Source organism: Chryseobacterium gleum (genome assembly GCF_900636535.1).
GTDB lineage: Bacteria > Bacteroidota > Bacteroidia > Flavobacteriales > Weeksellaceae > Chryseobacterium > Chryseobacterium gleum.
Window position 1 is genome coordinate 4,737,501 of the sequence record NZ_LR134289.1, and the last position, 24,641, is coordinate 4,762,141.

Genomic DNA, 24,641 nt, shown 5'->3' on the forward strand with positions numbered 1-24,641 from the left:
AAAGCTCTTGACAAGGTGAAAGATAATAAATCGAGAGTGGTTCAGCAGACTGCAACGAAAGGGTTTGACCAAATCATAGGTAAATCACCACTAATTTTACAAGCTAAAAAGCTGGCAGAAAAAGTGGCTCTGACGGATGCAGCCGTACTTCTTACAGGAGAAACCGGAACAGGAAAGGAAGTCTTTGCCAGTGCTATTCATGAAGGGAGCGACAGGAAGAAGAACAGATTTGTAGCTATCAATTGCTCTGCATTCAGTAAAGAAATCCTGGAGAGTGAACTTTTCGGACATAAACAAGGTGCTTTTACCGGTGCGGTAAAAGATAAAAAAGGATTGATTGAAGAAGCGAATGGAGGAACCCTGTTTCTTGATGAAATAGGTGAAATGCCGATAGAATTGCAGGCAAAGCTGCTCAGAGTGCTGGAAACCGGAGAGTTTATCAAAATGGGAGAAACCAAAGTTTCCAAATCCGACTTCAGGCTAATTGCTGCAACCAACCGGGATCTGGAGGGTGAAATAAAGCAGGGAAATTTCAGAGAGGATCTTTATTTCAGATTGAATGTATTTGAGATCACACTTCCGCCACTAAGGGAAAGAAAAGAAGATCTGAAAGCTATTGCCAAACATTTTATAGATATTTTTTCCCATAAACTTCATCTTGCATCCGTTCAGGTAAATCCTGATTATTATAAAGCGCTGGAGCGCAACGACTGGAAAGGAAATATCCGAGAATTGAGAAATGCTGTGGAACGCAGCTTGATTTTGATGGATGACAATATCCTTGATGCAGGCAGCCTTCCCCATTACTCGGAAAAAGCTGTTCCTGAAAGTGATTCATTAAGCATCAGATCACTGGAAAAAATACATATCCAAAAAGTATTACAATATACAAAAGGAAACAAAGCAGAAGCTGCCCGTTTGCTTGAGATCGGTATTGCCACATTGTACCGGAAACTTGAAGAATATGGATTAAAATAAATTTTTTTATCATTTTAATAAAGAGCCTATCATTTTGATAGGCTTTTCTGTTTTTATATAGGTGAGTGTTTTGATTTAATTGATTGTTATTCAGTATTTTAATTGTTTGTTTTTCAGAATGGACTTTCTTTTGGCATATAGTCTCTGAATAAAATATTTAAAAATGACAATTTCTAGAAAAACGTTTAAAAAACGGGAGCACTCTACTTTTAGTCTGCTGATTGTATCGTATGTATTGTTGACTCTTTTAACCTTAATATTTAAGATATGATGCTGATAAGTTTAATTCTGCTTTTTGCAGTGTTGTTTTGGCTTTTATATAAATCAGTTGAATTTTTTGATAGAATATAAATTATGTGGAGTTTATTTTTCCTCTCAATACTTGCCTTCGTGTATATCTGTTATGTTTTAATAAAACCTGAAAAATTTTAATTAGTCATGAATACAGAGATTTTAGGCATTATAGCAATGTTTGCTATCACATTAGTTATCGGAATATTTTTAGGGAAATATATAGCTAATGTCTACGGATACAAAAAAACTTTTCTGGATCCGGTTTTTGAACCCGTTGAAAAGTTAATTTATAAAGTTTCGGGAATTAATCCTGCCCGCCAGATGAACTGGAAACAGAATATGTATGCCATGCTGGCGATTAATCTGATCTGGTTTATCATTGGCTTTCTTCTTTTGCTGAATCAGGCGTGGCTTCCTTTAAACCCTGACGGAAATCCGAATATGTCACCTGATCTGGCTTTTAATACGACCATTTCATTCTTAGTTAACTGTAATTTACAGCACTATTCAGGAGAAACGGGAGTAAGTTATCTGAGCCAGCTTTATCTGATGTTTTTACAGTTTGTTACGGCTGCAACGGGAATGGCAGCAATGGCTGTTCTTTTCAAAGCTTTTAAAGAAAAGACAAGTACAGAACTTGGCAATTTCTACGATTATTTTACAAAATCCATGATCAGAATCCTGGTTCCGATCAGTGTGATTGTTGCTTTAATCCTTTCTATTAATGGAAGTCCGATGACTTTTGAAGGGAAAGATCATATTATAACACTTGAAGGTCAGAAGGCAGACGTTTCCAGAGGTCCTGTATCTGCATTTGTTGCCATTAAACACCTGGGAACCAACGGAGGTGGATTTTTCGGAGCCAACTCAGCACATCCGCTTGAAAATCCTAATTATATAACCAATATGACAGAAATGGTTACTCAAATGATCATTCCTTTTGCATTGGTATTTGCATTGGGCTTTTATCTGAATAAAAGAAAACTCTCATGGGTAATCTTTACGGTAATGACGGTCGGTTTTCTGGCACTTACCATTCCGAATATAGTGAATGAAACGGGAGGAAACCCTTTGATTACCCAAATGGGTGCAGACAAGAGTCTGGGTGCTATGGAAGGTAAAGAAATCCGCTTTGGAAGTGCTGCTTCAGGATATTGGAGTATCGCCACTACTGTAATTTCTACAGGTTCTGTGAATGCAATGCACGACAGTACAATGCCTCTTTCGGGGATGAATGAGCTGCTTGCCATGATGATCAACTGCTTCTACGGAGGCTGTGGAGTCGGAATCCTGAACTATTTCATCTTTATCATTCTGGCGGTGTTTATCAGTGGTCTGATGGTAGGACGAACGCCGGAATTTATGGGTAAAAAGATTGAAGCGAAGGAAATGAAAATTGCGATGATCGTCGCTTTATTCCATCCTTTCTTAATTCTTGCAGGAACAGCTTTAACAGCTTATCTACCGGAGTTTGGAGCAAAAACATTGAATAACCCGGGCTTCCATGGTTTCAGTGAAATGCTGTACGAGTTTACTTCTTCCGCAGCCAATAACGGATCCGGATTTGAAGGATTGGGAGACAACACACCATGGTGGAATATCTCAACAGGAATTGTACTGTTACTCTCAAGATTTATCCCGATCATAGGACCAGTAGCCATTGCAGGTCTGTTGGCACAGAAGAAATATATCCCGGAAAGTGCAGGAACACTGAAAACAGATACGGCTACTTTCGGATTTATGACCCTGGCGGTGATTTTACTGATTGCAGCACTGTCTTTCTTCCCTGCATTGACATTAGGGCCTATTGCAGAACAGATCCAGTACTTCTCAAAATAAATGTGAACATTAAAAATTAAAATCAATATTCAACCATTAAGGAAGCTGAAAAGTGTAAGGAAGCTAGTCTGACACTTACGAAACGTTCACTTACTATTATCCATATCTATCCTTATGATCCGGCAGACCTTGATGGTTACTATTGATTTAAATGATATAAACTCTTTCAAAAAAATGAAAAATCAGTCACAAACATTATTTCAAAGAGATTTGGTTAACGAAGCGATAAAACAGTCCTTCGTAAAGCTGAATCCGAAAATTATGTTTAAAAATCCGGTAATGTTTCTGGTGGAAATCGGAACCATTGTTATGTTTATCGTAAGCATGTTCAGTCTTACCGGTGATAAAACCCAGGGAAGCTTTTCCTATAACTTTTTAGTATTTATTATTTTATTTTTCACCGTTCTGTTTGCCAACTTTGCAGAAGCTATTGCAGAGGCAAGAGGAAAAGCACAGGCTGATACCCTCAGAAAAACAAGGGAAGAAACTCCGGCCAGAGTAGTCCTTGATAACAAACCGGGGTTCCAGGTAGAAACAAGTCTGAAAATGTCTGCTGAAATGAAATTAGGTGATATTTTCCTTTGTGAGGCTGGAGATCAGATTCCGATGGATGGAGAGATTATTGAAGGTCTGGCAACTATTGATGAATCTGCAATTACCGGAGAAAGTGCCCCTGTAATCCGCGAAGCCGGAGGAGATAAAAGTTCTGTAACAGGAGGTACAAAAGTATTGTCAGACAGAATTAAAGTGAAAGTAACCACAAAACCGGGAGAATCCTTCTTAGATAAAATGATTGCTCTTGTAGAAGGAGCATCAAGACAAAAGACACCAAACGAAATTGCATTAACCATATTATTAGCAGGATTCACGCTTACATTTATAATTGTTACCCTCACTTTAAAGCCTTTTGCAGACTATGCGCAGACTCCGATTACCATAGCGGCATTTATATCTCTTTTCGTTTGTCTTATTCCGACAACCATCGGTGGTCTGCTTTCTGCAATCGGGATTGCGGGAATGGACAGAGCGCTGAGAGCGAATGTGATTACCAAAAGTGGTAAAGCAGTGGAAACTGCGGGAGATATTGACGTCCTGCTGCTTGATAAAACCGGAACAATCACCATCGGTAACCGTAAGGCTACCCAATTTCATCCTGCTAATGGAATTCAGCTTGAAGAATTCATTAAAGCTTCTGCATTAAGTTCTGTAGCGGATGAAACGCCGGAAGGAAAATCCATCATTGAACTGAGTGCCTTAAAAACCGAAGATTTATTGGTTTCCAATCCTACCTATATCGATTTTACTGCGGAAACAAGAACTTCAGGAATTGATTTTGATGAAACAAGAATCCGTAAAGGAGCTTACGATACGATAAAAAAACTGACTGAAAAAGCCGGGAATATCTTCCCGCAGGAAACCCAGGATGCAGTAACCAAAATTTCTGAAAACGGAGGAACTCCCTTAGTAGTTGCCGTTAATGAAAAAGTATGGGGTGTTATTGAACTTCAGGATATCATCAAAACCGGAATTCAGGAACGTTTCCAGAGATTGAGAAAAATGGGCGTAAAAACGGTAATGGTAACCGGAGATAATCCTCTGACTGCAAAATTCATTGCAGAAAAAGCTGGAGTAGACGATTTTATCGCAGAAGCCAAACCTGAAGATAAAATGAATTACATCAAAAAAGAACAGCAGGAAGGTAAGCTGGTTGCCATGATGGGAGACGGAACCAATGACGCTCCGGCATTAGCTCAGGCAGATGTAGGTGTAGCTATGAACAGTGGAACTCAAGCCGCAAAAGAAGCCGGAAACATGGTAGACCTTGATAATGACCCCACAAAACTGATTGAAATTGTGGAAATCGGGAAGCAGCTGTTGATGACAAGAGGAACGCTGACGACTTTCAGTATTGCGAATGACGTAGCGAAGTATTTTGCGATTATTCCTGCACTCTTTATCACGTTTATTCCTTCTCTGCAGAAATTGAATATTATGAATCTTCACAGCCCGGAAACGGCCATATTATCAGCGGTTATTTTCAATGCGGTGATTATTCCATTCCTGATTCCGCTGGCACTGAAAGGAGTAGCTTATAAGCCAATCGGAGCCAGTGCATTGTTAAGAAGAAACCTTTTGATCTATGGTTTGGGCGGAGTTATTGTTCCATTCATCGGAATCAAAATCATTGATCTGATAATCAGTTTATTCTATTAAAATTTAAAAAATGAAAAATCATATTGTTTCAGCATTCAGATTAACACTTGTAATGCTGGTGGTAACAGGAATTTATCTGGCTGTAGTATATGGAGGATCTAAAATACTTCCCAACAAAGGAAACGGAGAACTTATTTACAATAAAGGACAGAAGTTTTATGCCAATATCGGACAGGAATTTAAATCTGAGAAATACTTTCACGGCCGTCCTTCCTCAGTCAATTATAATGCAGCAGGAAGCGGGGGAAGCAACAAAGGTCCAAGCAACAAAGAATATCTGGAGATTGTACAGAAAAGAATTGATACTTTGAAAATGGATAATCCTGAAATGGGGAATACCAAAGTCCCTGTAGAGCTTGTTACAGCAAGTGGAAGCGGGCTGGATCCGGATATTTCTGAAGAAGGAGCATTGTATCAGGCCAAGAGAATTGCAAAAGTGAGAAACCTTTCCGAGGAACAGATCAGAAATTTGATTAATACTAATACTGAAAAGCCGCTTTTAGGACTTTTCGGACCATCAAAAGTGAATGTTCTGAAGCTTAATATTGCTTTGGATCAATTAAAATAATAAATTAATAATCAAATAATCATGTCGGGGCTTTAAACCTTGACATGGTTAACATACCTTAATAAAAGTGAAAAAATATTTAGTCATAGGAGCCGTATTGGGAATGTTTTTCTCCAAAGCACAGTCATCAGACTCATTAAAAACAGGCAATAAAGTTACATTTTCCGCTTATGCAGAACTGTTTTATACCTACGATTTTAATGAGCCTGCCAATCATATCCGTCAGAATTTTTTATACTCATACAACAGACACAATGAAATGAATCTTAACCTGGGATTGGTTAAAGCCAATTATCAGAGTGAAAATATCCGTGCCAATGTAGCTTTAATGGCCGGAACTTACGCACAGGATAATATGGCAGCTGAACAAAATGCATTACGGTACGTGAATGAAGCCAATGTAGGAATCAGAATATCAAAAAATAAAAACTTATGGATTGATGCAGGGATTATGCCTTCACATATCGGCTGGGAAAGTGCCATTGGGAAAGATAATGTCAATCTGACAAGAAGCTTAGCTGCAGAGAATTCTCCGTATTTTGAAACCGGAGCCAAAATTTCCTACACTTCAGATAATGGGAAATGGTTTTTAAGCGGATTGGTATTGAACGGATGGCAGCGTATCGCAAAGGCTGAGGGAAATCAGAGTATTTCTTTTGGTCACCAGGTAACTTATAAACCCAATGATAAAATTACCCTGAACAGCAGTTCGTTTATTGGAAATGATAAAGCAAAAGAGGATAAAAGAATGCGTTATTTCCATGATTTATATGGAAGTTTCCAGATAACGGATCAGTTTTCCGCGGTATTGGGATTTGATATCGGTGCAGAACAGAAATCAAAAGGAAGCGAGCAGTACAACATCTGGTACAGCCCGAATGTTCAGATGAAATATCAACTGGATAATAAATGGGCACTGGCAGGAAGGTTGGAATATTATAATGATAAAAACGGAGTGATCATCAGCACTGATACACCTAACGGATTTCAGACTTTCGGATATTCGCTGAATGTAGACTATGCAATATTTAAAAATGTTGTTTTTCGTACAGAAGCGAGAGGCTTGACTTCAAAAGATGCTATTTTCGCGAAAAATGATGAATTTAAAAAGGGAAATTTCTTTATAACATCGAGTTTAGCGGTCTGGTTTTAATATCGGTTTAGTCACAGAGAATAGTGCTTAAAGTAAAATTAAAAAGAATTAAATCAATGTCATCAGCAAAAGATTTTTTAGAACTGATTCAGAAGTCCCGAAAAGGAAAATTCAAAATTTATATCGGGATGAGTGCAGGTGTGGGAAAGACTTTCCGTATGCTTCAGGAAGCTCATTCTCTTTTGCGAAATGGCATTGATGTAAAGATTGGCTATATCGAAACCCATGGACGGGAAGAAACCGAAGCTCTGGTAGAAGGTATTCCGCAAATTGAAAGAAAATCGGTTTTTTATAAAGGAAAGAACCTTGAGGAAATGGATCTTCAGGCCATTATCAATGAACATCCTGAAGTCGTGTTAGTAGATGAGCTGGCCCATACCAACGTAGAAGGTTCTAAAAATAAAAAAAGATGGCAGGATGTGCTGGAAATTTTGGATAACGGAATCAACGTCATCAGTGCCATGAATATCCAGCACATCGAAAGCCTGAATGAAGAGGTAAAAAAAATCACGGGAGTGGAAGTAGCAGAGCGGGTTCCGGATAAAATTCTTGCATTGGCAGACGAAGTAGTGAATATTGACCTTACCGCTGATGAATTGCTGACCCGTTTGAAAGAAGGAAAAATCTATAAAAAAGAAAAAATTCAGACCGCGCTGAGTAATTTCTTCCAAAGCGGGCATATTCTGCAGCTTCGTGAGTTAGCCTTAAAAGAAGTAGCTACCCACGTGGAGAGAAAGGTAGAAACAGAGATCAAAACAGAAAATTTTAAACCGATAAAATTTCTGGCCTGCATCAGCAGTAACGAGAAGATTGCCAAAACTATTATTCGGAAGACAGCAAGGTTAGCCAGTTATTATAACAGCCCGTGGACGGTTTTATACGTGCAGAAACCCTCAGAAAATCCTGAAAAAATTGCGCTGGATAAGCAGCGGTATTTGATTAATAATTTTAATTTAGCACAGGAATTAGGTGCCAAAGTAGTCCGCATCAAGGAAAGCAGCGTTCATAACGGAATTCTGGAATATGTGATAGCCCATAATATTACAACGGTCTGTATTGGGAAGCCTCATGCCAGGTTCTGGCATCGGCTCTTGGGATACAGCTGGATCTATACCCTGATGAACAGACTGAATGAAAGACAGATAGATATTATTATTTTATCTTAAAAAGTAATGAAACTTAAAACGAAACTTACCTTAGGCGTGGGCCTTTTATTTCTGCTGATTGTTCTGCTTTCAGTCATAGGTTCTGTATATATCAATAAATTAAAATCCGATACTGAAAAAATTCTTACTGCGAATTATAACAGCCTGGAGTTTTCCAAAAATATGCTTCTGGCGTTGGATAATATCAGTACAGACAGTACTGTTGCAATAGCTGATTTTCAGAAAAACAATAAACTTCAGGAAAAAAACCTTACAGAATTTGGAGAAAAAGAAGCCACGCAGAACCTGAACCTGCATTTTGACAGTTATCTGAAAGCTCCGGATATCCATAAAGAAAAACTCATCCGTGAGGATTTGGCGAAGATTATGTCTTTGAATATGAAAGGCATAGAAAGAAAGAGTGATATCGCGATTATTACAGCAGAAAATGCGACTTTCTGGATCGTAAGTTTAGGAACCGTATGTTTTCTGATTGCTTTTATATTACTTTTTAATTTACCACAAACCATCGCAGAGCCTATCAATCAATTGACCTTCAGTATTAAACAGATTGCCGATAAAAACTATAGTGAAAGAGTGCATTTCAAAGGAAGCGAAGAATTCAACAGTCTTGCAGATTCCTTTAACAGCATGGCAGAGAAACTTCAGGAATACGAAAGCAGTACACTTTCCAAGCAGCTGATGGATAAAAAACGGATCGAAACGCTGGTTAATAATATGCATGATGCGGTTATTGGTCTGGATGAGAACCATTTTATCTACATGATTAATGATGAAGCGCTGAAGATTACCAATCTCCATAAAGAAGATATTATCGGAAAAACGGCTCATGAAGTGGCTGTCAATAATGATCTGATGCGTGAGCTATTGAAAAATATTGATCATCCGGTAAAAGATCCGATTAAAATTGTCCGTGATAATAAAGAGAATTATTTTGAACAGGATATTATCCCGATTAATATTGTAAAGACTGGTGAAAAGGAAAAAAAATATATCGGAAAGGTAATTCTGTTAAGAAATATTACTCCTTTTAAAGAGCTTGATTTTGCCAAAACCAATTTTATTGCAACCATTTCCCATGAACTGAAAACACCGATCTCAGCTATCAAGATGGGAGTTCAGCTTCTTGGAAACCAAAAGTTCGGAGAGCTTAATGAGCAGCAGCAGGAATTGTTGAAAAGCATCAATGAAGACGGACAACGTTTACTGGATATCACAGGCGAGCTGCTTAATCTTTCCCAGGTAGAATCCGGAAATATCAGACTGACTGTTGAAAAATGCTCCCCAAAAGAAATCGTACAGACTGCTGTAAAGAACGTTGAAAAGCTTGCAGAGCAGAAAAACATTTCCATCAGTACAGAATATCTTCTAGAAGACAGCGATGCTGTGACTGCTGATTTTGATAAAACGGTCTGGGTAATGAATAATTTCCTGACTAATGCGGTAAAGCATTCTTTTCAGGACGAAAGTATTAAGATTGTAGTTGAGAAACTGGATTCTTTCATTCAGTTCAGCATCATTGATACCGGAAGCGGAATTGATGAAAAATACCACCGACAGATCTTTGACCGCTATTTTCAGGTTCCCGGCGAACATCAGAATGGTACCGGGCTTGGATTAGCAATTTCAAAGAATTTTATTGAGAAACAACATGGAGAAATAGGAGTGAAGAGTTCTCTGAATAACGGAAGTACATTTTATTTCAGACTGCCGGTTTCATAAGAGTTATTGTTATATCTTTGATTGAGAAATAGCTGATTTTTCTTATTTAAAAACGTGTCATTCTATTCTTTTAAATTCATGGATCCTTTTTTCTATTTGCCATTGGCAGGTGTAGCATTTTTTATTATTTCAAGAGTTGTCTTTTATACCCAGAAAAATAAGATTATTGATAAATATCAGCAGCCGGATGCTGTAGTTTTTAAAAATATCCATGGCACCATTGTTTCAGTCACTAAAGGAAGTCTTAGCTATAGTAAAAGCTTTCAATGGTGCAGTTTTGAAATTTTCATGAATCAGAATTCTATGTTTTTGTTTCCTAAAGATTTTTACATTGTTCCCGGTAAGTGTATCAATCTGAGATTTGGATCAGATCGCAGAAATACAAGAAAGCCGGAAGTTCTCAGAGAGTTTCACATACATGATAATTATGTGGAATTGATTCTTTATCCTGACTGGATGCCCAATACAAAACGCACAATTTCTTTGGAAGGATTAAACAAGGAAGAAATTTTACTGTTCCGGAAAGTGTTGCTTAAAGAAGCATAAACTCAAGTATTGTTGACGGATATTATTACAAAATAAATTGCAGAAGTAAATCCTGACATACCATCTGTATAATGTTTACCCGTTTTTAGGGAGATTTATGATAGTGCCTGAAAATGGGTTAAAATGAAAATGATTGGCTTACCTGTCGGTATAACCAATCATATTTATTCTCAAAGGCACTTAGGTATAATCAATTGATATTATTGATGAATTACCATTTTTGCTATTTACAACTGTATAGTATTACTTACTTTCATTCATTGATGTTGCATCACTGACAATTTGAGGGAAATTTGGATGTTGAATGTAAATCTTCCCTTTTCCATTAGAAAATTTGAATTCTATTTCTGATACTCTTTGTTCGTACAAATTAGTTTCTTCATCGTAAGTCAAAACTTTATATTTAAGATTACAGTTATTAATATCTTTAAAATCACAAATTAATTTTTCAACTATCTTGAATCGAATAAATAGCTCATCTTTTTCTTTATGTATAATCTTTAAATCAATTAAATCATTTTGAATATAATATTTAATAGGGGTATACCATTTATCCCCGTCAATAGGGAGTGTATAAGCAAAATATGTTAAACTTTTAGGACAATTATTTTCTAAAGTTTGGCAAAATGATGGTTGCGAAACCGAAGATAGAATCATAATTATATATAATTTTTTGAGCATTATTTTAAGTTATTTTAATCCATTTTTTAAATAAGAACCAATTCAATAAACCTATTAAAGTTGTTATAATAATAAATAAATAATTAAAATTACTTTGGCCTAAAAAATAAATTATCAATAAATATATTGTTATTAGATAAAATATTTGCAACCAAACTTTATTACCAAACCTCGCAACGATTAGATATAATATTAAATATAATGGTAAATAAAATATAACTGCTAGAAATAAAAAATCATAAATGAAGATTAATTGAAGTAAAAAATCATAAGAGTAATTACTTTCTTGTAAGTTATATAACTTATATAATTTAATGTCGTTCTCAGAGTTAGATAAGTATCCCAAAGTTAATTGTAAAATATTCTTAGCTAAAATGCCAAAATACATTATAACTATAAGTTTAAGAATATTATTTAGCAGCTTCATAATATTTTATTTAATTACAACCTAAAGAACTCAGAGGAGTTTTACCTTTTAAATAATTTCGGATTTTTGTATAGTTTGGTCTATAAGTTTTTTCTGGAAGTTTACTTGCATTTCCTCCTCTGTCATTTATATATTTTGATAAATTATCCTGCATACCTTTCCATAGTTGGTCTGCCCCGAAAAATGCTGAGGTTTCAATTAAATAGTTAGCAAGATTAGGACTATTTGTTGCTACTTGAGATACTCTGTCAACGCCTCTGGTATATATGTACATTGTATTATCATTTGGATTTACATAGTAACCAAATAATCTATTCCCTGCGACTGGATGGACACCATCATAACCCATACTCATAGGAGCTTTTATTGTCGAAAACACCCATGCTTTAGGACCAAAACCACTGCAAATTACAGTTCCATTATCAATTGGAATTTCGATATGAATGAGTGCACCTAAAGGATTTGATGAGTTCCATAAAGCTATATCATTAATACCGTAATAATTGTCAACAATCGGAGTGAATTTTTCTGCAAACAAATTTAAGTTGAGCCTAAAAAAGTTAAAAAACTCTTCAGGTGTATATTTTTGAGTACTATTGGGTTTGTTAGGTAATGAATTAATCTGTATTGGGAATACATCCATATTTATTCTAGCGCTAGCTGCATCATCCAAATCTGTGATCTGCCAATTGCTCCACCAGCTTGTTTGATTTTTTATATTTTGTAATTTATCTTTTACAGATTGCGGAACATTATGTTGGGCAATCGTTTGCCAATCGTCTAGTTCACTACAAGGAATATCTAATAATAAATTAGAGTTTTGAAGTATAGCGTCATTTAAATCTTTTTGCCTGATAAAAATTTGTTCTGGATTTAAAGTATCTGGATTTTCGGCAATAAATGTGCTGGCAAATTCCAGCATTGGTGTGAATTCCTGCCATGTGATAGAATTATTTTGCTTAAATGTCAGAGCCCATCTAATAATATTCTTTGAATCTTCACTAGCATTACTAACATCATAATAACTTTTCAGCCCTTCATAAAATTCACTATTAGAAGCATCATTTATCAAAGCTTTTAATTCAGCAGGAAGATTCTTCACATAAATAAAAAATGTACTTAAAGTAGGAGTAGTTGGTATTCCTGAACAATTATTTCCATCTCCAATATCAGTACTTGGCTCTAAAGGTCCAGTTGCAACACCATTTCCATTACAAGGTTCTGTTGGGGTTCCTCCTCCTGAACCATCACCTGTACCTGAGCCGCCGCCGCCAGAGTCTCCTGTTCCACCACCAGTAGAACCGCCACCTGTATTTCCAGAACCATCATCTATGCTTTCACATTTCAATAACATCACTTTAATTAATTGAGATTTAACTTCCGCAGTACAACTACCAGAGCCTTCACCATTATGGTGTACTCCTTCACTGCACCATGTATAAGAATCTGCCTCTACCCATGAACAGCTCTGGCTTTTGGAAGCAATAGGATTGAATGTATTACCACTAAGTTCCATGATATAGGATTTTCCTTTAGTGCTTATATTTTTTCCTTTAAGAATAGATTGTTTTTCTTGAGCAGTAAGATTGTATGTAACCAGTATTTCTTTATAAGTTCCGTCTTTCTTGGGAGCTAAGACCAGATTTTCAATTGGTGCATTTTCTGGTGCTTTCTCATGGATGAGATTAAAGGTATAGGTATAGAAATTTGGACCGTTTTCAATGTAAGTTACATTATCTGTATCAATAAATACATTGGAATAACTAACAGTTTTCCCAAAAAGATTGGTTTTTACTTTTTGAAGGCTGGTTACAGCTTTTTGCAATTCAGTTTTAAGAGCTAATTTATGTTTACTTTGGTCTAAACGGATTGTTTTAGATGTTGGTCTGAATTGGCTACTGTTGTTGTATGTTTCTTGTTCTGTTGTAAGTTCATTCCTGCAGGAATATAACAAGACCATAATAGTTACTAAAGAGAGTAACTTCGCAATAAATTTGTTTTTCATTATATGTGTTAATTTTAAAGGTATTTAGTTTTCTTTGGCATAAAGATATAAAAATCATCAAATCAATGAATACGGGAAACCATATTTTGTTAAACAATACAAATATAGATCAACAACGCGACAAACCTTGTCGTATTATATTTTTCCAAATTTTATCCTGTACTAAAAAAATATAAATATTAAACTTAGGTTTGGCTTGCCGTATTCTTTATATTTATCGTAAAAAATAACAATGAGAAAAACTTTAGGACTCTTATTATTTTCAGTTGTATTGAGTATTCAGGTCTCTGCTCAAACATTCACATTAGAACAGCTTAAAGGTTTCAACAAACTGACAATGGATGAGTTTAAAAAGGAAATGAAGCAGCTGAAGTTCAGATTTTATGACAGAACTGAGGGCTTAGGCTTTCTTTTAACCGAATACGAAGCTCCGGACTATACCTCGAAAATCGGAAAGTTTGAATATAAAGAAGAAAAATCAGAAGACAGGATTGAATTTGAGTTTAGGGATAAAAAGGAATATGACCAATATCTTAAACTTATATTGGCTGCTGAATATAAAGAAACTGAGAAAGGGAAGATCATTACGAAAGAACCTTACATAGATTACTACAGGAATAAAGAACATATCAGGATGATTCTGCCAAAATCAGGAGAAAATACTTCATATACTATTATTGTTTTTAAGTAAATAAATTTTTCTAAATTTGATCTTAAATCACATAAGATGAATACATCAGATTTAAAAATTGACTTAATTAACAGAATTACCCAATTAAAAGAAGCCAGAATTATTGAAGAAATTCAAAAGATTCTGGATTTTGAATTGGACCAGAATGAATATATTCTTACTACCGAGCAAAAAGAAAGAGTTGCTGAAGGAAGAGAAGAATATAAGAATAAAGCATATCTTACGGAAGATCAGGCCAATCAGGATATAGAAGAATGGCTAAAAGAAAAGTAATTTGGACTGTTAAAGCCAATAAAGAAAGAAAAGAAATTCTTGAATATTGGATGCTAAGAAATAAATCTAAAACTTTTAGTATAAAACTCAATAAGCTGATCTTATATAATGTAAGATTACTAGCAGATCACCCTGCTATTGGAAGAAAGACAGATATTGATAATGTAAGGGTAAAAATAGTAAGAGATTATCTGATATTTTATGAATTTTCAAATTCTGAGTTAATCATACTTTCTGTTTGGGATGGAAGGAGAGAGGATAAAAAGTGAGGAATTATTTAATTCGACTCATTTCTATAATAATAAAAGACCATTGAATTATTTCAATGGTCTTTTCTGAAAATATTTTAAATTTTATTATTTCTCAATCAGATCCAGAAACTGCTGCTCATCCAGAATCGTAATTGTCCCAATATCCTGGGCTTTTTTCAGCTTGCTTCCGGCTTTTTCACCTACTATAAGATAGTTGAGGTTTTTTGAAACGGCAGAAATATTTTTTCCGCCATGCTTTTCTACCATTTCTTCAGCAGATTCTCTGGTAAATAAAGACAATTTTCCGGTGAACAGGAAAGTTTTTCCTTCCAGAACATTGGATAGAACTTCATTGGTACTTTCTCCTTTTTCAAGCTGTACTCCGTAAGATTTCAATCGCTCGATCATCAGTACGTTTTCAGGATTCTGGAAGAAATCAACGATGCTTACTGCAATTTTTGTCCCGATATCTTCTACCTGGCAAAGTTCTTCAATGGTAGCGTTTTTTAATTCCTCAATCGTTGGAAAATTTTTCACCAGTTTTTTGGCAACCGTTTCTCCTACATGCTTAATTCCGATTCCGTACAAAACTTTTTCAAAAGGAACTTCTTTGGATTTTTCAATTCCTGTGATGATGTTCTGGGCAGATTTCTCAGCCATTCTTTCCAGCGGAAGAAGCTGTTCTTTCGTTAAAACATAGAAATCAGCAGGATTTTCAATCAGTCTCTCCCTGTACAGCTGTTCAATTGTTTCACTTCCCAGATTGTCAATATTCAATGCTTTTCTGGAAACATAATGGATCATTCTTCCTACAACCTGTGGCGGACAGTGAAGTTCGTTCGGACAGAAATGAATGGCTTGATCTTCAATTTTTACCAGCTCAGTACCGCATTCAGGGCAGTGTTTGATATATTCAATTTCTTTGCTTTCTTCCGTTCTTTTACCCGTGTTTACCCCTACAATTTTCGGAATAATTTCACCTCCTTTTTCTACGTACACGAAATCATGTTCATGAAGATCCAGCTTTTTAATGATATCTTCATTATGAAGGGATGCTCTTTTCACGATCGTTCCGGCCAGTAAAACAGGTTTAAGGTTGGCAACAGGAGTAATAGCACCCGTTCTTCCTACCTGATAAGACACACTCTGAAGTTCTGTCTCTACTTTTTCCGCTTTGAACTTATATGCCATTGCCCAACGCGGAGATTTGGCCGTATAGCCAAGCTGTCTCTGCTGTTGCAGTGAATTCACTTTTAAAACAATTCCGTCAATTTCAAAAGGTAAATTATGGCGTTCGGTATCCCAGAAAGTAATAAATTCCTGTACCTCAGCCATGGTTTTACATAATTTGGCCTGCTGAGAGGTTTTGAAGCCCCAGCTCTGCGCTTTCTGAAGCAGTTCCCAATGGCTTTCAGCAGGAACTTCATCAGAAATAAACTGATACAGTACAGAAGAAAGTCCACGCTTTCTTACCTCAGCGCTGTCCTGCATTTTCAGGCTTCCGCTGGCTGTATTTCTCGGATTCATGAAGGGATCAAGACCTTCTTCCTCACGAAGTTTATTGATTTTGTCAAAGTTTTTTCTGGTCAGATAAATTTCGCCACGCATAAAAAACTGAGCCGGAAAATCACCCTTTAAGGTCAATGGAATATCTGAAATGGTACGTACATTCGGGGTAATTTCATCTCCCTGGAAACCATCACCACGGGTCACAGCCTGTGAAAGCTTACCGTTTTCATAAAGAATAGAAATGGAAGCACCGTCGTATTTCAGCTCAGCAACAAATTCTACCGGATCGTCAATCGTTTTGATGATTCTCTTTTCCCAGTCTTCAAGATCGTCAAAATCGTAGGAATTGTCCAGAGAGTACATTCTGAATTTATGCTGAATCGTGGGGAAAACCTTGGTAACACCACCACCTACACGTACCGTAGGAGAATTTTCATCATAAAACTCGGGATACCTGGCTTCCAGATCCTGAAGTTCCTGCAGAAGCATATCGAACTCGAAATCCGTGATGGTGGGAGTATCCAGTTGGTAGTAATTTTCATTATGCTGATGAAGCTCTTTGCGGAGCTGTTCTATCTTTTGTTGAATGTTTTCAGACATTGGGTTTCTATCTTTTGAGCAAAAATAACTAAAGTAATCTCATTTAAAAAATAACAGAATAAAATAGTACGGGAAAATTAAAAATGCTTAATATGCTTTAACACTTTGGTTCTGTATAACATAAAACATGTGTTTAAAGTAATTTAACATAATGTTCTGATTTAATTAAAAAAATGTTAAAACTTTCTTAAACACCCCGCTCTTAAAGTCAAAATACCTTTGCACATCTGATTGAAAGAAACCTCATAATGATCTATCATCGTGAAAATCAAAGAGGTTTCCGGGCGAATATCAAAAAATTAATAATATAGATCTTCGGAAGAAATGAAAAAAGTAAAGATTGTACTGGGATTATTGTTTTTAGGGCTTGGGACAATGGCTTATGCACAGACCACACAGGCTTCTATTGTAGGGAAAGTTACCGGACCGGGAAGTACGGCTCAGGAAAAAGTGAAAGTAACGATCGTGAATGAGTCTACAGGATTCAGAACGGAAACGGAAACGAACTCAAAAGGGGAGTATATATTTAAAGAAATTCCTCTTGGAGGGCCTTACACCGTCATTGTCAACGATGATAAAAAAGAAGGGTACAATGTGAATTTTGGTGATCAGGTTACTGTCAATATGGATCTTGGAAATGAGAAGCATATTGAAGAAGTAAAGATTACAGGGAACCTTAAAAACAAAATCGGAAACCTGGGAGCGGCCACCGCTATTTCTGCTAAAAATATCAGCATACTCCCGGTAAACGGTCGAAACTTTGCCAATCTTGCTGAACTATCTCCACTGAGCGGGAAAGGTGGAAACCTTTCCGGGCAACTGGGGTCTTCCACCAACTTTACAATTGATGGGATGACAGCCAAAAATCCTACTTCTGCCGGAGCTACTACCAGCCGAAGCGGTGCCCCTTTCTCAATCTCTATTGAAGCGGTACGTGAATTTAAAATCACAACCAACCAATATGATGTTACTTTGGGAAGAAGCGGAGGTGGAACAGTAAGTGCTGTTACCAAATCAGGGACCAATAAATTTTCAGGAAGTGCCTGGGAATATTTAAGAACCAACTGGCTTTCCAGCCCATATGATATCAGAGGAAACAAAAGAGATAATGATTTCTCTACTTCCCAGTTCGGATTTTCATTGGGAGGTCCAATCATTAAAAACAAATTGCATTTCTTCGTAGCATGGGACCATCAGTTGGATTCAAGACCATTGGTCATTGCTGATATCAAGTCTCCGGATGACGAAAAAAGATTCAATACAACAACACAGACACTTAACCAGTTTCTGGATATTGCCAGAGCAAAATATGGGGTAGGAAACACCCCGCAATTCGGAACATTTGATAAAGTGAGAAACTCCGATGCTGCATTCTTACGTCTTGACTGGCAGATCAACGAAAAGAACTTATTGACGCTTAGAAATAACTTTACCTACGACCTTAATAAAAACGGATTGGGTGATAATACCAATATCAACTTCTTTGAATCTTACGGAAATGACAAAAACCTTGATAACAGCTTGTTGTTAACATTAAGATCAAACCTTCAGCCTAATCTGACCAATGAATTGAAGGCACAATATCTTTACACTTTCCAGGATAGTTACCAGAACAGCCAATTAGGAAAACCGGTTCCGAGAGCGATTGTGGAAGGAGTATCATCAAGCGTGGGGTCAACTAATATTCAGATCGGAGGACACCGTTTTGCTCAGGAAAGCTTCAGAAATAATGTATTTCAGGTGGTAGATAACTTGTATTACAATACAGATAAAGTAAAATATACTTTCGGTGCCGACCTTATGTATACAATGGCAAAATCTGTATACGGAAGTGAGGTGAACGGAAGATTCCATTTTCAGGGGCTTACCAATTTTGATAATCTTACTCCATACAGATTCTACAGAGAAGTTCCTTTGATGGCAGATCCGTCCGTAAGATCGAACATTTGGAACATTGGTATCTATGGGCAGTTTCAGACTAAAGTGGCAAAAGGACTTGATTTGATGGCCGGTTTAAGATTAGACTACGGTGGTTATCCGAAAGCAGAATTCAACCAGAAACTGTTTGATGAAATGGGAATCAGAACAGATAATCAGATCAAATCATTTGTCATTCAGCCAAGATTCCAGTTTGACTGGAATATCAATGAAGGGAATAAAGACTTCCTGAAGTTTGGAGCCGGAATTTTCTCTTCCGATATCAACAATTATATGATCATCAACAACCTGGTATTTGATGGTAGACACCTTGCTACAGTGGATGTAAATCCTACGGCGATTGGTCTTACTCCTGATTTTAACAGTTACAGGAATGACTATAATTCTGTTCCGTCTCTCTCCCAGTATCAGATTCCAACAATTAACTATACTGGTAAAGATGCGAAAATCCCGATCGTTTATAAAGCCAATATCTCGTATACCCATTTCTTCAATGAAAGATTCAGAGCTGGAATTGCCGGATACATGGCTTTAGGTAGAAATAATTACTTTTACTACGACAGAAACATGGTGGCAAATCCTTTCTTTACCCTGGCTAATGAAGGCGGAAGAGGAGTATTTATCCCTACAGGTGCTATTACCAATAATGCCAATAACAGTGTAAGTTTCGACTGGAAACAGGGAAGAATCAATAATAATTTCGGAAGAGTACTGGAATTGGTGAGCGATGGTAAAGTAAACCAGTTCTCATTCGTAATCGATACAAGCTACCGTTACTGGAAAGATGGGGAAATCACCGCAAGTTACACTTGGTCTGATATTAAAGACAATACTTCATACAACGGAAACGTAGCCAACTCAGCAACATTATCTACCATGATCCAGAGTGATCCGAGAGATCTGAGAATGACTTATTCAGACAACCAGTTCAGAAACAAAGTAGTGATCTACGGTAACTCTCCAACCATTGCAGGATTTACATTGGGGATCAGGTATTCAGGAATCGGAGGAACGCGTTTCTCAGCAACCACAGGAGGAAACATCAACGGCGACTTTGTAGATTCCAACGATCTTGCTTTTATCTTCCCTAACCTTACCAAATCCATTCTGGATGATCCGCAGGTAGGACAGGCCCTGAAAGATTATATCAATGAATATAACGGAAGAATCGCAGAGCGTAACGGAGGTAAAAACGGTTTCTACGGTGTTTGGGACGTACGTGTTGCCAAGAAAATTAAATTCGATAAAGTCGGAGCTTTTGAACTTTCTGTAGATATCTTCAACGTAGCCAACCTTCTTAACAAAGAATGGGGGGTAAACAAATCATACTCAAATACTTCTTTGTATAAGGTAACCAAGTTCAATAAAGATACGATGCAGTACGAATACACCAAAAACGTAAGTGGAGGTGGTTTGGTTCCTCTGACAGGAAATCCTTACCAGATCCAGATCGGTGCAAAATATACTTTCTAACTTCTTTTGAGCCACGGAAGACATACAGTCTCCGTGGTTCAATTTTTAATAACTACCTTTATCAGAAGTTTCAGGACTTTGTTTTTAATAATCTAAATTATATTATGAAAAATTTTATCTTAGGGTTAGCAGTTTTAAGTACAGTTATGATGAAAGCACAAACCCAGATTATCGCCCACAGAGGATATTTCCAGGCTCAGCCTCCTACCACGGAAAATTCACTTCAATCGCTGGAAAATGCCCAGAAATTAAAAGTATATGGGTCTGAATTTGATGTAAGAATGACAAAAGATGGTGTATTGGTGATCAATCATGATGAGCACCATGGTAAAATGGAAATTTCCGAAACCAGTTTCAAAGATCTCGAAGCATTGAAATTATCCAACGGAGAAAACTTTCCTACTTTAAAAGATTATCTGAAGCAGGGAAAAAAAGATAAATCTCTGAAACTAATTGTCGAGATTAAGCCTGCCAAAACTCCGGAAATAGAAAATGAAATTACGGAGAAAACGATTAAAATGATTAAAGATATGAAGCTGGAATCTCAAAGTGAGTTTATTTCCTTCAGCCTGAATATCTGTAAGGAAATCAAAAAACTGGCTCCATCCTTTAAAGTTCAGTATCTGAACGGCGAGCTGTCTCCTGAACAGATCAAAAAAGAGGGATTGGATGGTATGGACTACCACTACAGTGTTTTCCAGAAAAACCCAACATGGATTGCTGAAGCAAAAGCATTAGGATTAATTACCAATGCCTGGACTGTAAATGATGTTGCCGTATATGATGAATTGAAGAAGCAGGGAATCGGGTTTGTAACAACCAATATCCCTGATCAGTTGAAAAACAAATAAACAATTCAGAACCTTTCAGAAATATTACAACTGAAAGACAAAATATTCCCTTCTTCCGGAGGGGTGGCGAAAATTCAAAGAATTTTTGATGGGTGGTCAAACGAAATTTTTTAACCATCTCAACAAATAACCAATAATTTATACAGTCTGCTTCTTATATGGAAGCAGGCTGCTTTTTTTAGAAGCTAGCCCTTCTTTTTAAAAGTAAATGAAAGAATCAAGTGTTTAGAATTTGTTTTAATTTGCTGTAATTCAGTATGTTGCTTGCTTTGTGTGGTATTATCTCAAAGACAGACAATAAAGATAAATAAATACAACCTGGAAACCGTATTAAAAATACTTAATTGCTTAATTGTTTGTTAATTAGTTATTTATCCAATGTTATTAAGACTGGATTAACAAATGGTTTAATAAATTTTTAAGAAACGTTAAAAGTGTGTTAAGATGTTCCTTGTAATGTCGTTCTAATTTTGCGCAAACAAAAAGGAAATGCGTAAAGAGACACAAAAACTGTTGGTTTTATCGCTGTTAGGATTCGTCAGCGTCAATCTGGCAGCACAGCAGAAAGCTAAAAAAGACACGGTTAAAGGACTTGACGAAGTAGTGGTTACTGCTTTGGGGATCAAAAGACACGATAGAGCTTTAGGTTATGTTGCCGAAAAAGTAGAAGCCAAAACATTTGAAGAAACCCAGAATAACAACTGGGCACAGTCAATGGAAGGGAAAGTGGCAGGTCTTAAAATCCAGACTGCCGGAGCAGGACCGTTGGGAACTTCCAGAATTACTTTGAGAGGAGAAAAATCCATTATGATGGATCACAACTATGCTCTTATTGTAGTGGATGGAGTACCATTGGGAAATTCTACTACAGGTTCCGGTACAGCAGCCTATGGAGCAGGTTCCGGAGGTGATGTTCCAATCGATCTTGGAAATGGATTAAATAGCATCAATCCGGACGATATTGAATCCGTAACCGTATTAAAAGGAGCTTCTGCAGCCGCATTATACGGATCCCGTGCCGCTAACGGAGCCTTAATGATTACTACAAAATCCGGAAAAACGAAAAACGGAAAACTGAGAGTAACTTTTAATTCTTCTTCAAGCTTTGATACAGTATTAAAATGGCCGGACTGGCAGTACGAATACGGACAGGGAACACTGGCAACCAATACAGCAGGAAACTTTTACTATTCTTACGGCCTTTCTCCGGATGGACCAAGTACAGGAGGCACCAGTAGCGCTTTCGGACCTAAATTCGCCGGACAATATTATTTCCAATACGATCCCGATGTAATGGGACAAAGTAAGGAAAGACAATTATGGAGACCTTATAAAAATAATATCAAAGGTTTCTGGAGAGCGGGTTCTAACTATTCAAACAGTATTTCTGTAGAAAGCTCCAATGAGAAAACCAGCTTCAGAACCTCACTGACGTATCTTAATAACGAGTGGATGATGCCGAATACAGGTTTCGACAGGTTCAATTTTGCTTTATCTTTTGCCCATCAGCTTACTCAAAAATTAAAAATTTCAACAAAATTTGCTTATAACACTACTACCAGTGATAACCTTCCTGCGACGGGATATAACAACCAGTCGATCTCTTATTTCATGATCTTTCAGAATCCCAATGTGGATCTTGAATGGTACAGACCGATATGGAAGCCCGGTCAGGAACAGGTTGATCAGATCCATCCATTTAGTTCTTATATAGACAACCCTTATATGATTGCTTACGAAATGCTGAATGGAGTCAGAAAGAAGACCATTACAGGGAATATCACGGCAGATTATCAGTTTAATAAAAATTTCAGCTTAATGTTGAGGTCAGGAATTGAAATCCTGAACGAAAAGAGAACGACCAAAAGACCATGGAGTTCTGCAAACTATCTGAAAGGTTTTTACAGGGAACAGTTTATTAAAAATCAGGAATATAACAATGACCTTTTATTCTCTTACAAAGCAGACTGGAACAAGCTCAGTATTTCCGCTTCTGCAGGGGGAAGTATCCGTTATAATGAATATCTGTTGAATGATTATCAGGCTATCGGATTAAAAACAGCAGGGGAATACAGCCTTACCAATGCACTTAATATTCCGGTTAAATATCCGGCGCCAAGAGATAAACATGTAGATAGTGTGTACGGGTTACTTACCTTGGGATATGACAATAAAATATTCGTGGACGTTACCGGAAGAAACGACTGGAGCTCTACGCTTCCAAAGCAAAACAGATCATTCTTTTATCCCTCAGTAAGTACCAGTTTCATTTTATCAGATATTTTTAATTTGAAAAGCAATAACCTGAACTTATGGAAACTGAGAGCTTCATGGGCAAAAGTAGGAATAGACAGTGATCCTTATCTTCTGGATAACTATTATACGGCCAGCAATATTACAGGAAGTGTGGTAGCGCCTACAACTTTTAATAATCCTTCCCTTAAGCCTGAAAAAAATACCAATATTGAAGCCGGTATGGATTTCAGTCTTTTCAAAAACAGACTGAACCTTAATCTTACTGCTTACCAGAATTTCAGTGAAAATCAGATTATCCCCGTATCCTTGCCCCCTGAAGCAGGATATTCCAGAAGGATCATTAATGCTGGTAAAATCCGAAACAGAGGTTTGGAACTTTCAGCGGATATCTTAGCCATAAAAGGGAAAGACTTCTCATGGAAGGTTGGTGGAAACTGGTCTACCAATGAAAACAGAGTGATGACGCTGCCTGAAGGTTTTGACGGAATTGTTTCCAATGTAGGTGATGTTGTCTTCTATAAAATGGAAGTAGGAGGTTCACTGGGAGATATGTATGGATTTAAATTACTGAGAACTCCGGACGGAAAAGTAATTTACGGAGACAACGGACTTCCGGCAAGACCTGCAGATATTGAAAAAGTAGGGAATGCATTCCCGAAATGGAGAGCCGGTCTTCAGAATGATTTCCGAATTAAAAACTTTACAATCAGTTTCTCTTTTGATGGGCAGTATGGTGGGATCGCGTATTCACAGTCACATCATAAAATGTCTGAGCAGGGCAAGCTGAAATCTACCCTTCCGGGAAGAGATAATCCTGGCGGAATGATTGTAGGGGAAGGTGTTGTTCAGAATCCTGACGGAACCTTCAGTCCCAACACAAAAGGAGTTTTGGTATCATCCTATTACGGAGATTACTACAGGAGAGCCAATGTGGAAACCAACAGCTTCAGCACAGATTTTATTAAACTAAGAGATGCAAGAATTGCTTATTCCTTCCCCAAAGAAACCATAAAATCTATAGGACTGGATGATCTTACCATCGCCATTTTCGGAAAGAACTTATGGATGTGGACCAAGTTCCCGATGTTTGATCCCGAAGTGGCTACACTGGATAACGCAACCATCACTCCGGGGGTGGAGATGGGACAGCTTCCAACAGCAAGAACAATCGGTTTTCAGTTAAATCTTAAATTCTAAAATCTTTAA

18 protein-coding genes (1 of these 18 only partly in view) are annotated in these 24,641 nt (G+C 37.0%); 15 read left to right on the forward strand and 3 right to left on the reverse strand.

Going from position 1 to position 24,641, the window contains the following annotated elements:
* The 9 genes from EL165_RS21805 to EL165_RS21845 form a co-directional block, all read left to right on the forward strand.
* Nucleotides 1–978: the 3' portion of a sigma-54-dependent transcriptional regulator gene (locus tag EL165_RS21805; protein WP_002981692.1), read on the forward strand. Its footprint begins 345 nt before the window's first position; only the last 978 of its 1,323 coding nucleotides appear in the window; its start codon lies off the left edge, out of view; it ends in the stop codon at nucleotides 976–978.
* 354 nt (nucleotides 979–1,332) lie between these two features.
* Entirely contained in the window at nucleotides 1,333–1,410 is a 78-nt protein-coding gene (locus tag EL165_RS26670) for a potassium-transporting ATPase subunit F (protein WP_077415921.1), read from the forward strand.
* A 6-nt stretch (nucleotides 1,411–1,416) separates the two neighbouring features.
* A complete protein-coding gene (gene kdpA, locus EL165_RS21815; protein WP_002981691.1) occupies nucleotides 1,417–3,111 on the forward strand; it encodes a potassium-transporting ATPase subunit KdpA in 1,695 nt (564 codons plus the stop codon).
* Nucleotides 3,112–3,285: 174 nt separating this feature from the next.
* Nucleotides 3,286–5,325, forward strand: coding sequence for a potassium-transporting ATPase subunit KdpB (gene kdpB / locus EL165_RS21820; protein WP_041461924.1), 2,040 nt, complete (start codon nucleotides 3,286–3,288; stop codon nucleotides 5,323–5,325).
* Nucleotides 5,326–5,335: 10 nt separating this feature from the next.
* Nucleotides 5,336–5,893, forward strand: a complete 558-nt coding sequence (gene kdpC, locus EL165_RS21825) for a potassium-transporting ATPase subunit KdpC (protein WP_002981689.1) — start codon at nucleotides 5,336–5,338, stop codon at nucleotides 5,891–5,893.
* Nucleotides 5,894–5,996: 103 nt separating this feature from the next.
* Nucleotides 5,997–7,046, forward strand: a complete 1,050-nt coding sequence (locus EL165_RS21830) for a porin (protein ID WP_041461923.1) — start codon at nucleotides 5,997–5,999, stop codon at nucleotides 7,044–7,046.
* 56 nt (nucleotides 7,047–7,102) lie between these two features.
* Nucleotides 7,103–8,212, forward strand: coding sequence for a histidine kinase (locus tag EL165_RS21835; RefSeq protein WP_041461922.1), 1,110 nt, complete (start codon nucleotides 7,103–7,105; stop codon nucleotides 8,210–8,212).
* A gap of 6 nt (nucleotides 8,213–8,218) precedes the next feature.
* Entirely contained in the window at nucleotides 8,219–9,934 is a 1,716-nt protein-coding gene (locus tag EL165_RS21840) for an ATP-binding protein (protein ID WP_002981686.1), read from the forward strand.
* Nucleotides 9,935–10,012: 78 nt separating this feature from the next.
* Nucleotides 10,013–10,480: a hypothetical protein gene (locus tag EL165_RS21845; RefSeq protein ID WP_002981685.1), complete on the forward strand. Its 468-nt coding sequence runs from the start codon at nucleotides 10,013–10,015 to the stop codon at nucleotides 10,478–10,480.
* A 243-nt stretch (nucleotides 10,481–10,723) separates the two neighbouring features.
* Here the strand turns inward: EL165_RS21845 and EL165_RS21850 are convergent, their stop codons facing one another.
* Both EL165_RS21850 and EL165_RS21855 read right to left on the reverse strand, forming a co-directional pair.
* Entirely contained in the window at nucleotides 10,724–11,161 is a 438-nt protein-coding gene (locus tag EL165_RS21850; protein WP_002981684.1) for a hypothetical protein, read from the reverse strand.
* A 437-nt stretch (nucleotides 11,162–11,598) separates the two neighbouring features.
* Entirely contained in the window at nucleotides 11,599–13,593 is a 1,995-nt protein-coding gene (locus tag EL165_RS21855) for a hypothetical protein (RefSeq protein WP_002981682.1), read from the reverse strand.
* A 232-nt stretch (nucleotides 13,594–13,825) separates the two neighbouring features.
* On the opposite strand from EL165_RS21855, the gene EL165_RS21860 reads away from it, so the two are divergent.
* The 3 genes from EL165_RS21860 to EL165_RS21870 are packed head-to-tail and all read left to right on the forward strand — an operon-like array spanning nucleotide 13,826 to nucleotide 14,826.
* Nucleotides 13,826–14,284 (forward strand): hypothetical protein, encoded by a 459-nt coding sequence (locus tag EL165_RS21860; RefSeq protein ID WP_002981681.1) that lies wholly within the window; start codon nucleotides 13,826–13,828, stop codon nucleotides 14,282–14,284.
* Between the two features lie 36 nt (nucleotides 14,285–14,320).
* A complete protein-coding gene (locus EL165_RS21865; RefSeq protein WP_002981680.1) occupies nucleotides 14,321–14,557 on the forward strand; it encodes a hypothetical protein in 237 nt (78 codons plus the stop codon).
* The gene (locus EL165_RS21870; RefSeq protein ID WP_002981679.1) at nucleotides 14,539–14,826 is read left to right on the forward strand and encodes a type II toxin-antitoxin system RelE/ParE family toxin; all 288 of its coding nucleotides are present in this window, start codon (nucleotides 14,539–14,541) and stop codon (nucleotides 14,824–14,826) included. Before EL165_RS21865 ends, EL165_RS21870 begins: the two co-directional genes overlap by 19 nt.
* Before the next feature lie 87 nt (nucleotides 14,827–14,913).
* Here the strand turns inward: EL165_RS21870 and ligA are convergent, their stop codons facing one another.
* Nucleotides 14,914–16,917 (reverse strand): NAD-dependent DNA ligase LigA, encoded by a 2,004-nt coding sequence (ligA, locus tag EL165_RS21875; protein ID WP_002981678.1) that lies wholly within the window; start codon nucleotides 16,915–16,917, stop codon nucleotides 14,914–14,916.
* 324 nt (nucleotides 16,918–17,241) lie between these two features.
* Between ligA and EL165_RS21880 the strand changes: the two genes are divergently transcribed.
* The 3 genes from EL165_RS21880 to EL165_RS21890 all read left to right on the forward strand — a co-directional run bounded on the left by EL165_RS21880 (nucleotide 17,242) and on the right by EL165_RS21890 (nucleotide 24,632).
* Nucleotides 17,242–20,328, forward strand: a complete 3,087-nt coding sequence (locus EL165_RS21880; RefSeq protein ID WP_002981677.1) for a TonB-dependent receptor — start codon at nucleotides 17,242–17,244, stop codon at nucleotides 20,326–20,328.
* Nucleotides 20,329–20,432: 104 nt separating this feature from the next.
* Nucleotides 20,433–21,179: a glycerophosphodiester phosphodiesterase gene (locus EL165_RS21885; RefSeq protein WP_002981675.1), complete on the forward strand. Its 747-nt coding sequence runs from the start codon at nucleotides 20,433–20,435 to the stop codon at nucleotides 21,177–21,179.
* A gap of 489 nt (nucleotides 21,180–21,668) precedes the next feature.
* Nucleotides 21,669–24,632: a SusC/RagA family TonB-linked outer membrane protein gene (locus EL165_RS21890; RefSeq protein WP_002981673.1), complete on the forward strand. Its 2,964-nt coding sequence runs from the start codon at nucleotides 21,669–21,671 to the stop codon at nucleotides 24,630–24,632.
* The last annotated feature ends 9 nt before the right edge of the window (nucleotides 24,633–24,641 follow it).

Excerpts from the sequence above, each read along its gene's own strand:
- EL165_RS26670 (WP_077415921.1), top strand. The coding sequence starts at position 1,333 with ATGTGGAGTTTATTTTTCCTCTCAATACTTGCCTTCGTGTATATCTGT.
- kdpA (WP_002981691.1), top strand. The coding sequence starts at position 1,417 with ATGAATACAGAGATTTTAGGCATTATAGCAATGTTTGCTATCACATTA.
- kdpB (WP_041461924.1), top strand. The coding sequence starts at position 3,286 with ATGAAAAATCAGTCACAAACATTATTTCAAAGAGATTTGGTTAACGAA.
- kdpC (WP_002981689.1), top strand. The coding sequence starts at position 5,336 with ATGAAAAATCATATTGTTTCAGCATTCAGATTAACACTTGTAATGCTG.
- EL165_RS21830 (WP_041461923.1), top strand. The coding sequence starts at position 5,997 with ATGTTTTTCTCCAAAGCACAGTCATCAGACTCATTAAAAACAGGCAAT.
- EL165_RS21835 (WP_041461922.1), top strand. The coding sequence starts at position 7,103 with ATGTCATCAGCAAAAGATTTTTTAGAACTGATTCAGAAGTCCCGAAAA.
- EL165_RS21840 (WP_002981686.1), top strand. The coding sequence starts at position 8,219 with ATGAAACTTAAAACGAAACTTACCTTAGGCGTGGGCCTTTTATTTCTG.
- EL165_RS21845 (WP_002981685.1), top strand. The coding sequence starts at position 10,013 with ATGGATCCTTTTTTCTATTTGCCATTGGCAGGTGTAGCATTTTTTATT.
- EL165_RS21850 (WP_002981684.1), bottom strand. The coding sequence starts at position 11,161 with ATGCTCAAAAAATTATATATAATTATGATTCTATCTTCGGTTTCGCAA.
- EL165_RS21855 (WP_002981682.1), bottom strand. The coding sequence starts at position 13,593 with ATGAAAAACAAATTTATTGCGAAGTTACTCTCTTTAGTAACTATTATG.
- EL165_RS21860 (WP_002981681.1), top strand. The coding sequence starts at position 13,826 with ATGAGAAAAACTTTAGGACTCTTATTATTTTCAGTTGTATTGAGTATT.
- EL165_RS21865 (WP_002981680.1), top strand. The coding sequence starts at position 14,321 with ATGAATACATCAGATTTAAAAATTGACTTAATTAACAGAATTACCCAA.
- EL165_RS21870 (WP_002981679.1), top strand. The coding sequence starts at position 14,539 with ATGGCTAAAAGAAAAGTAATTTGGACTGTTAAAGCCAATAAAGAAAGA.
- ligA (WP_002981678.1), bottom strand. The coding sequence starts at position 16,917 with ATGTCTGAAAACATTCAACAAAAGATAGAACAGCTCCGCAAAGAGCTT.
- EL165_RS21880 (WP_002981677.1), top strand. The coding sequence starts at position 17,242 with ATGAAAAAAGTAAAGATTGTACTGGGATTATTGTTTTTAGGGCTTGGG.
- EL165_RS21885 (WP_002981675.1), top strand. The coding sequence starts at position 20,433 with ATGAAAAATTTTATCTTAGGGTTAGCAGTTTTAAGTACAGTTATGATG.
- EL165_RS21890 (WP_002981673.1), top strand. The coding sequence starts at position 21,669 with ATGCGTAAAGAGACACAAAAACTGTTGGTTTTATCGCTGTTAGGATTC.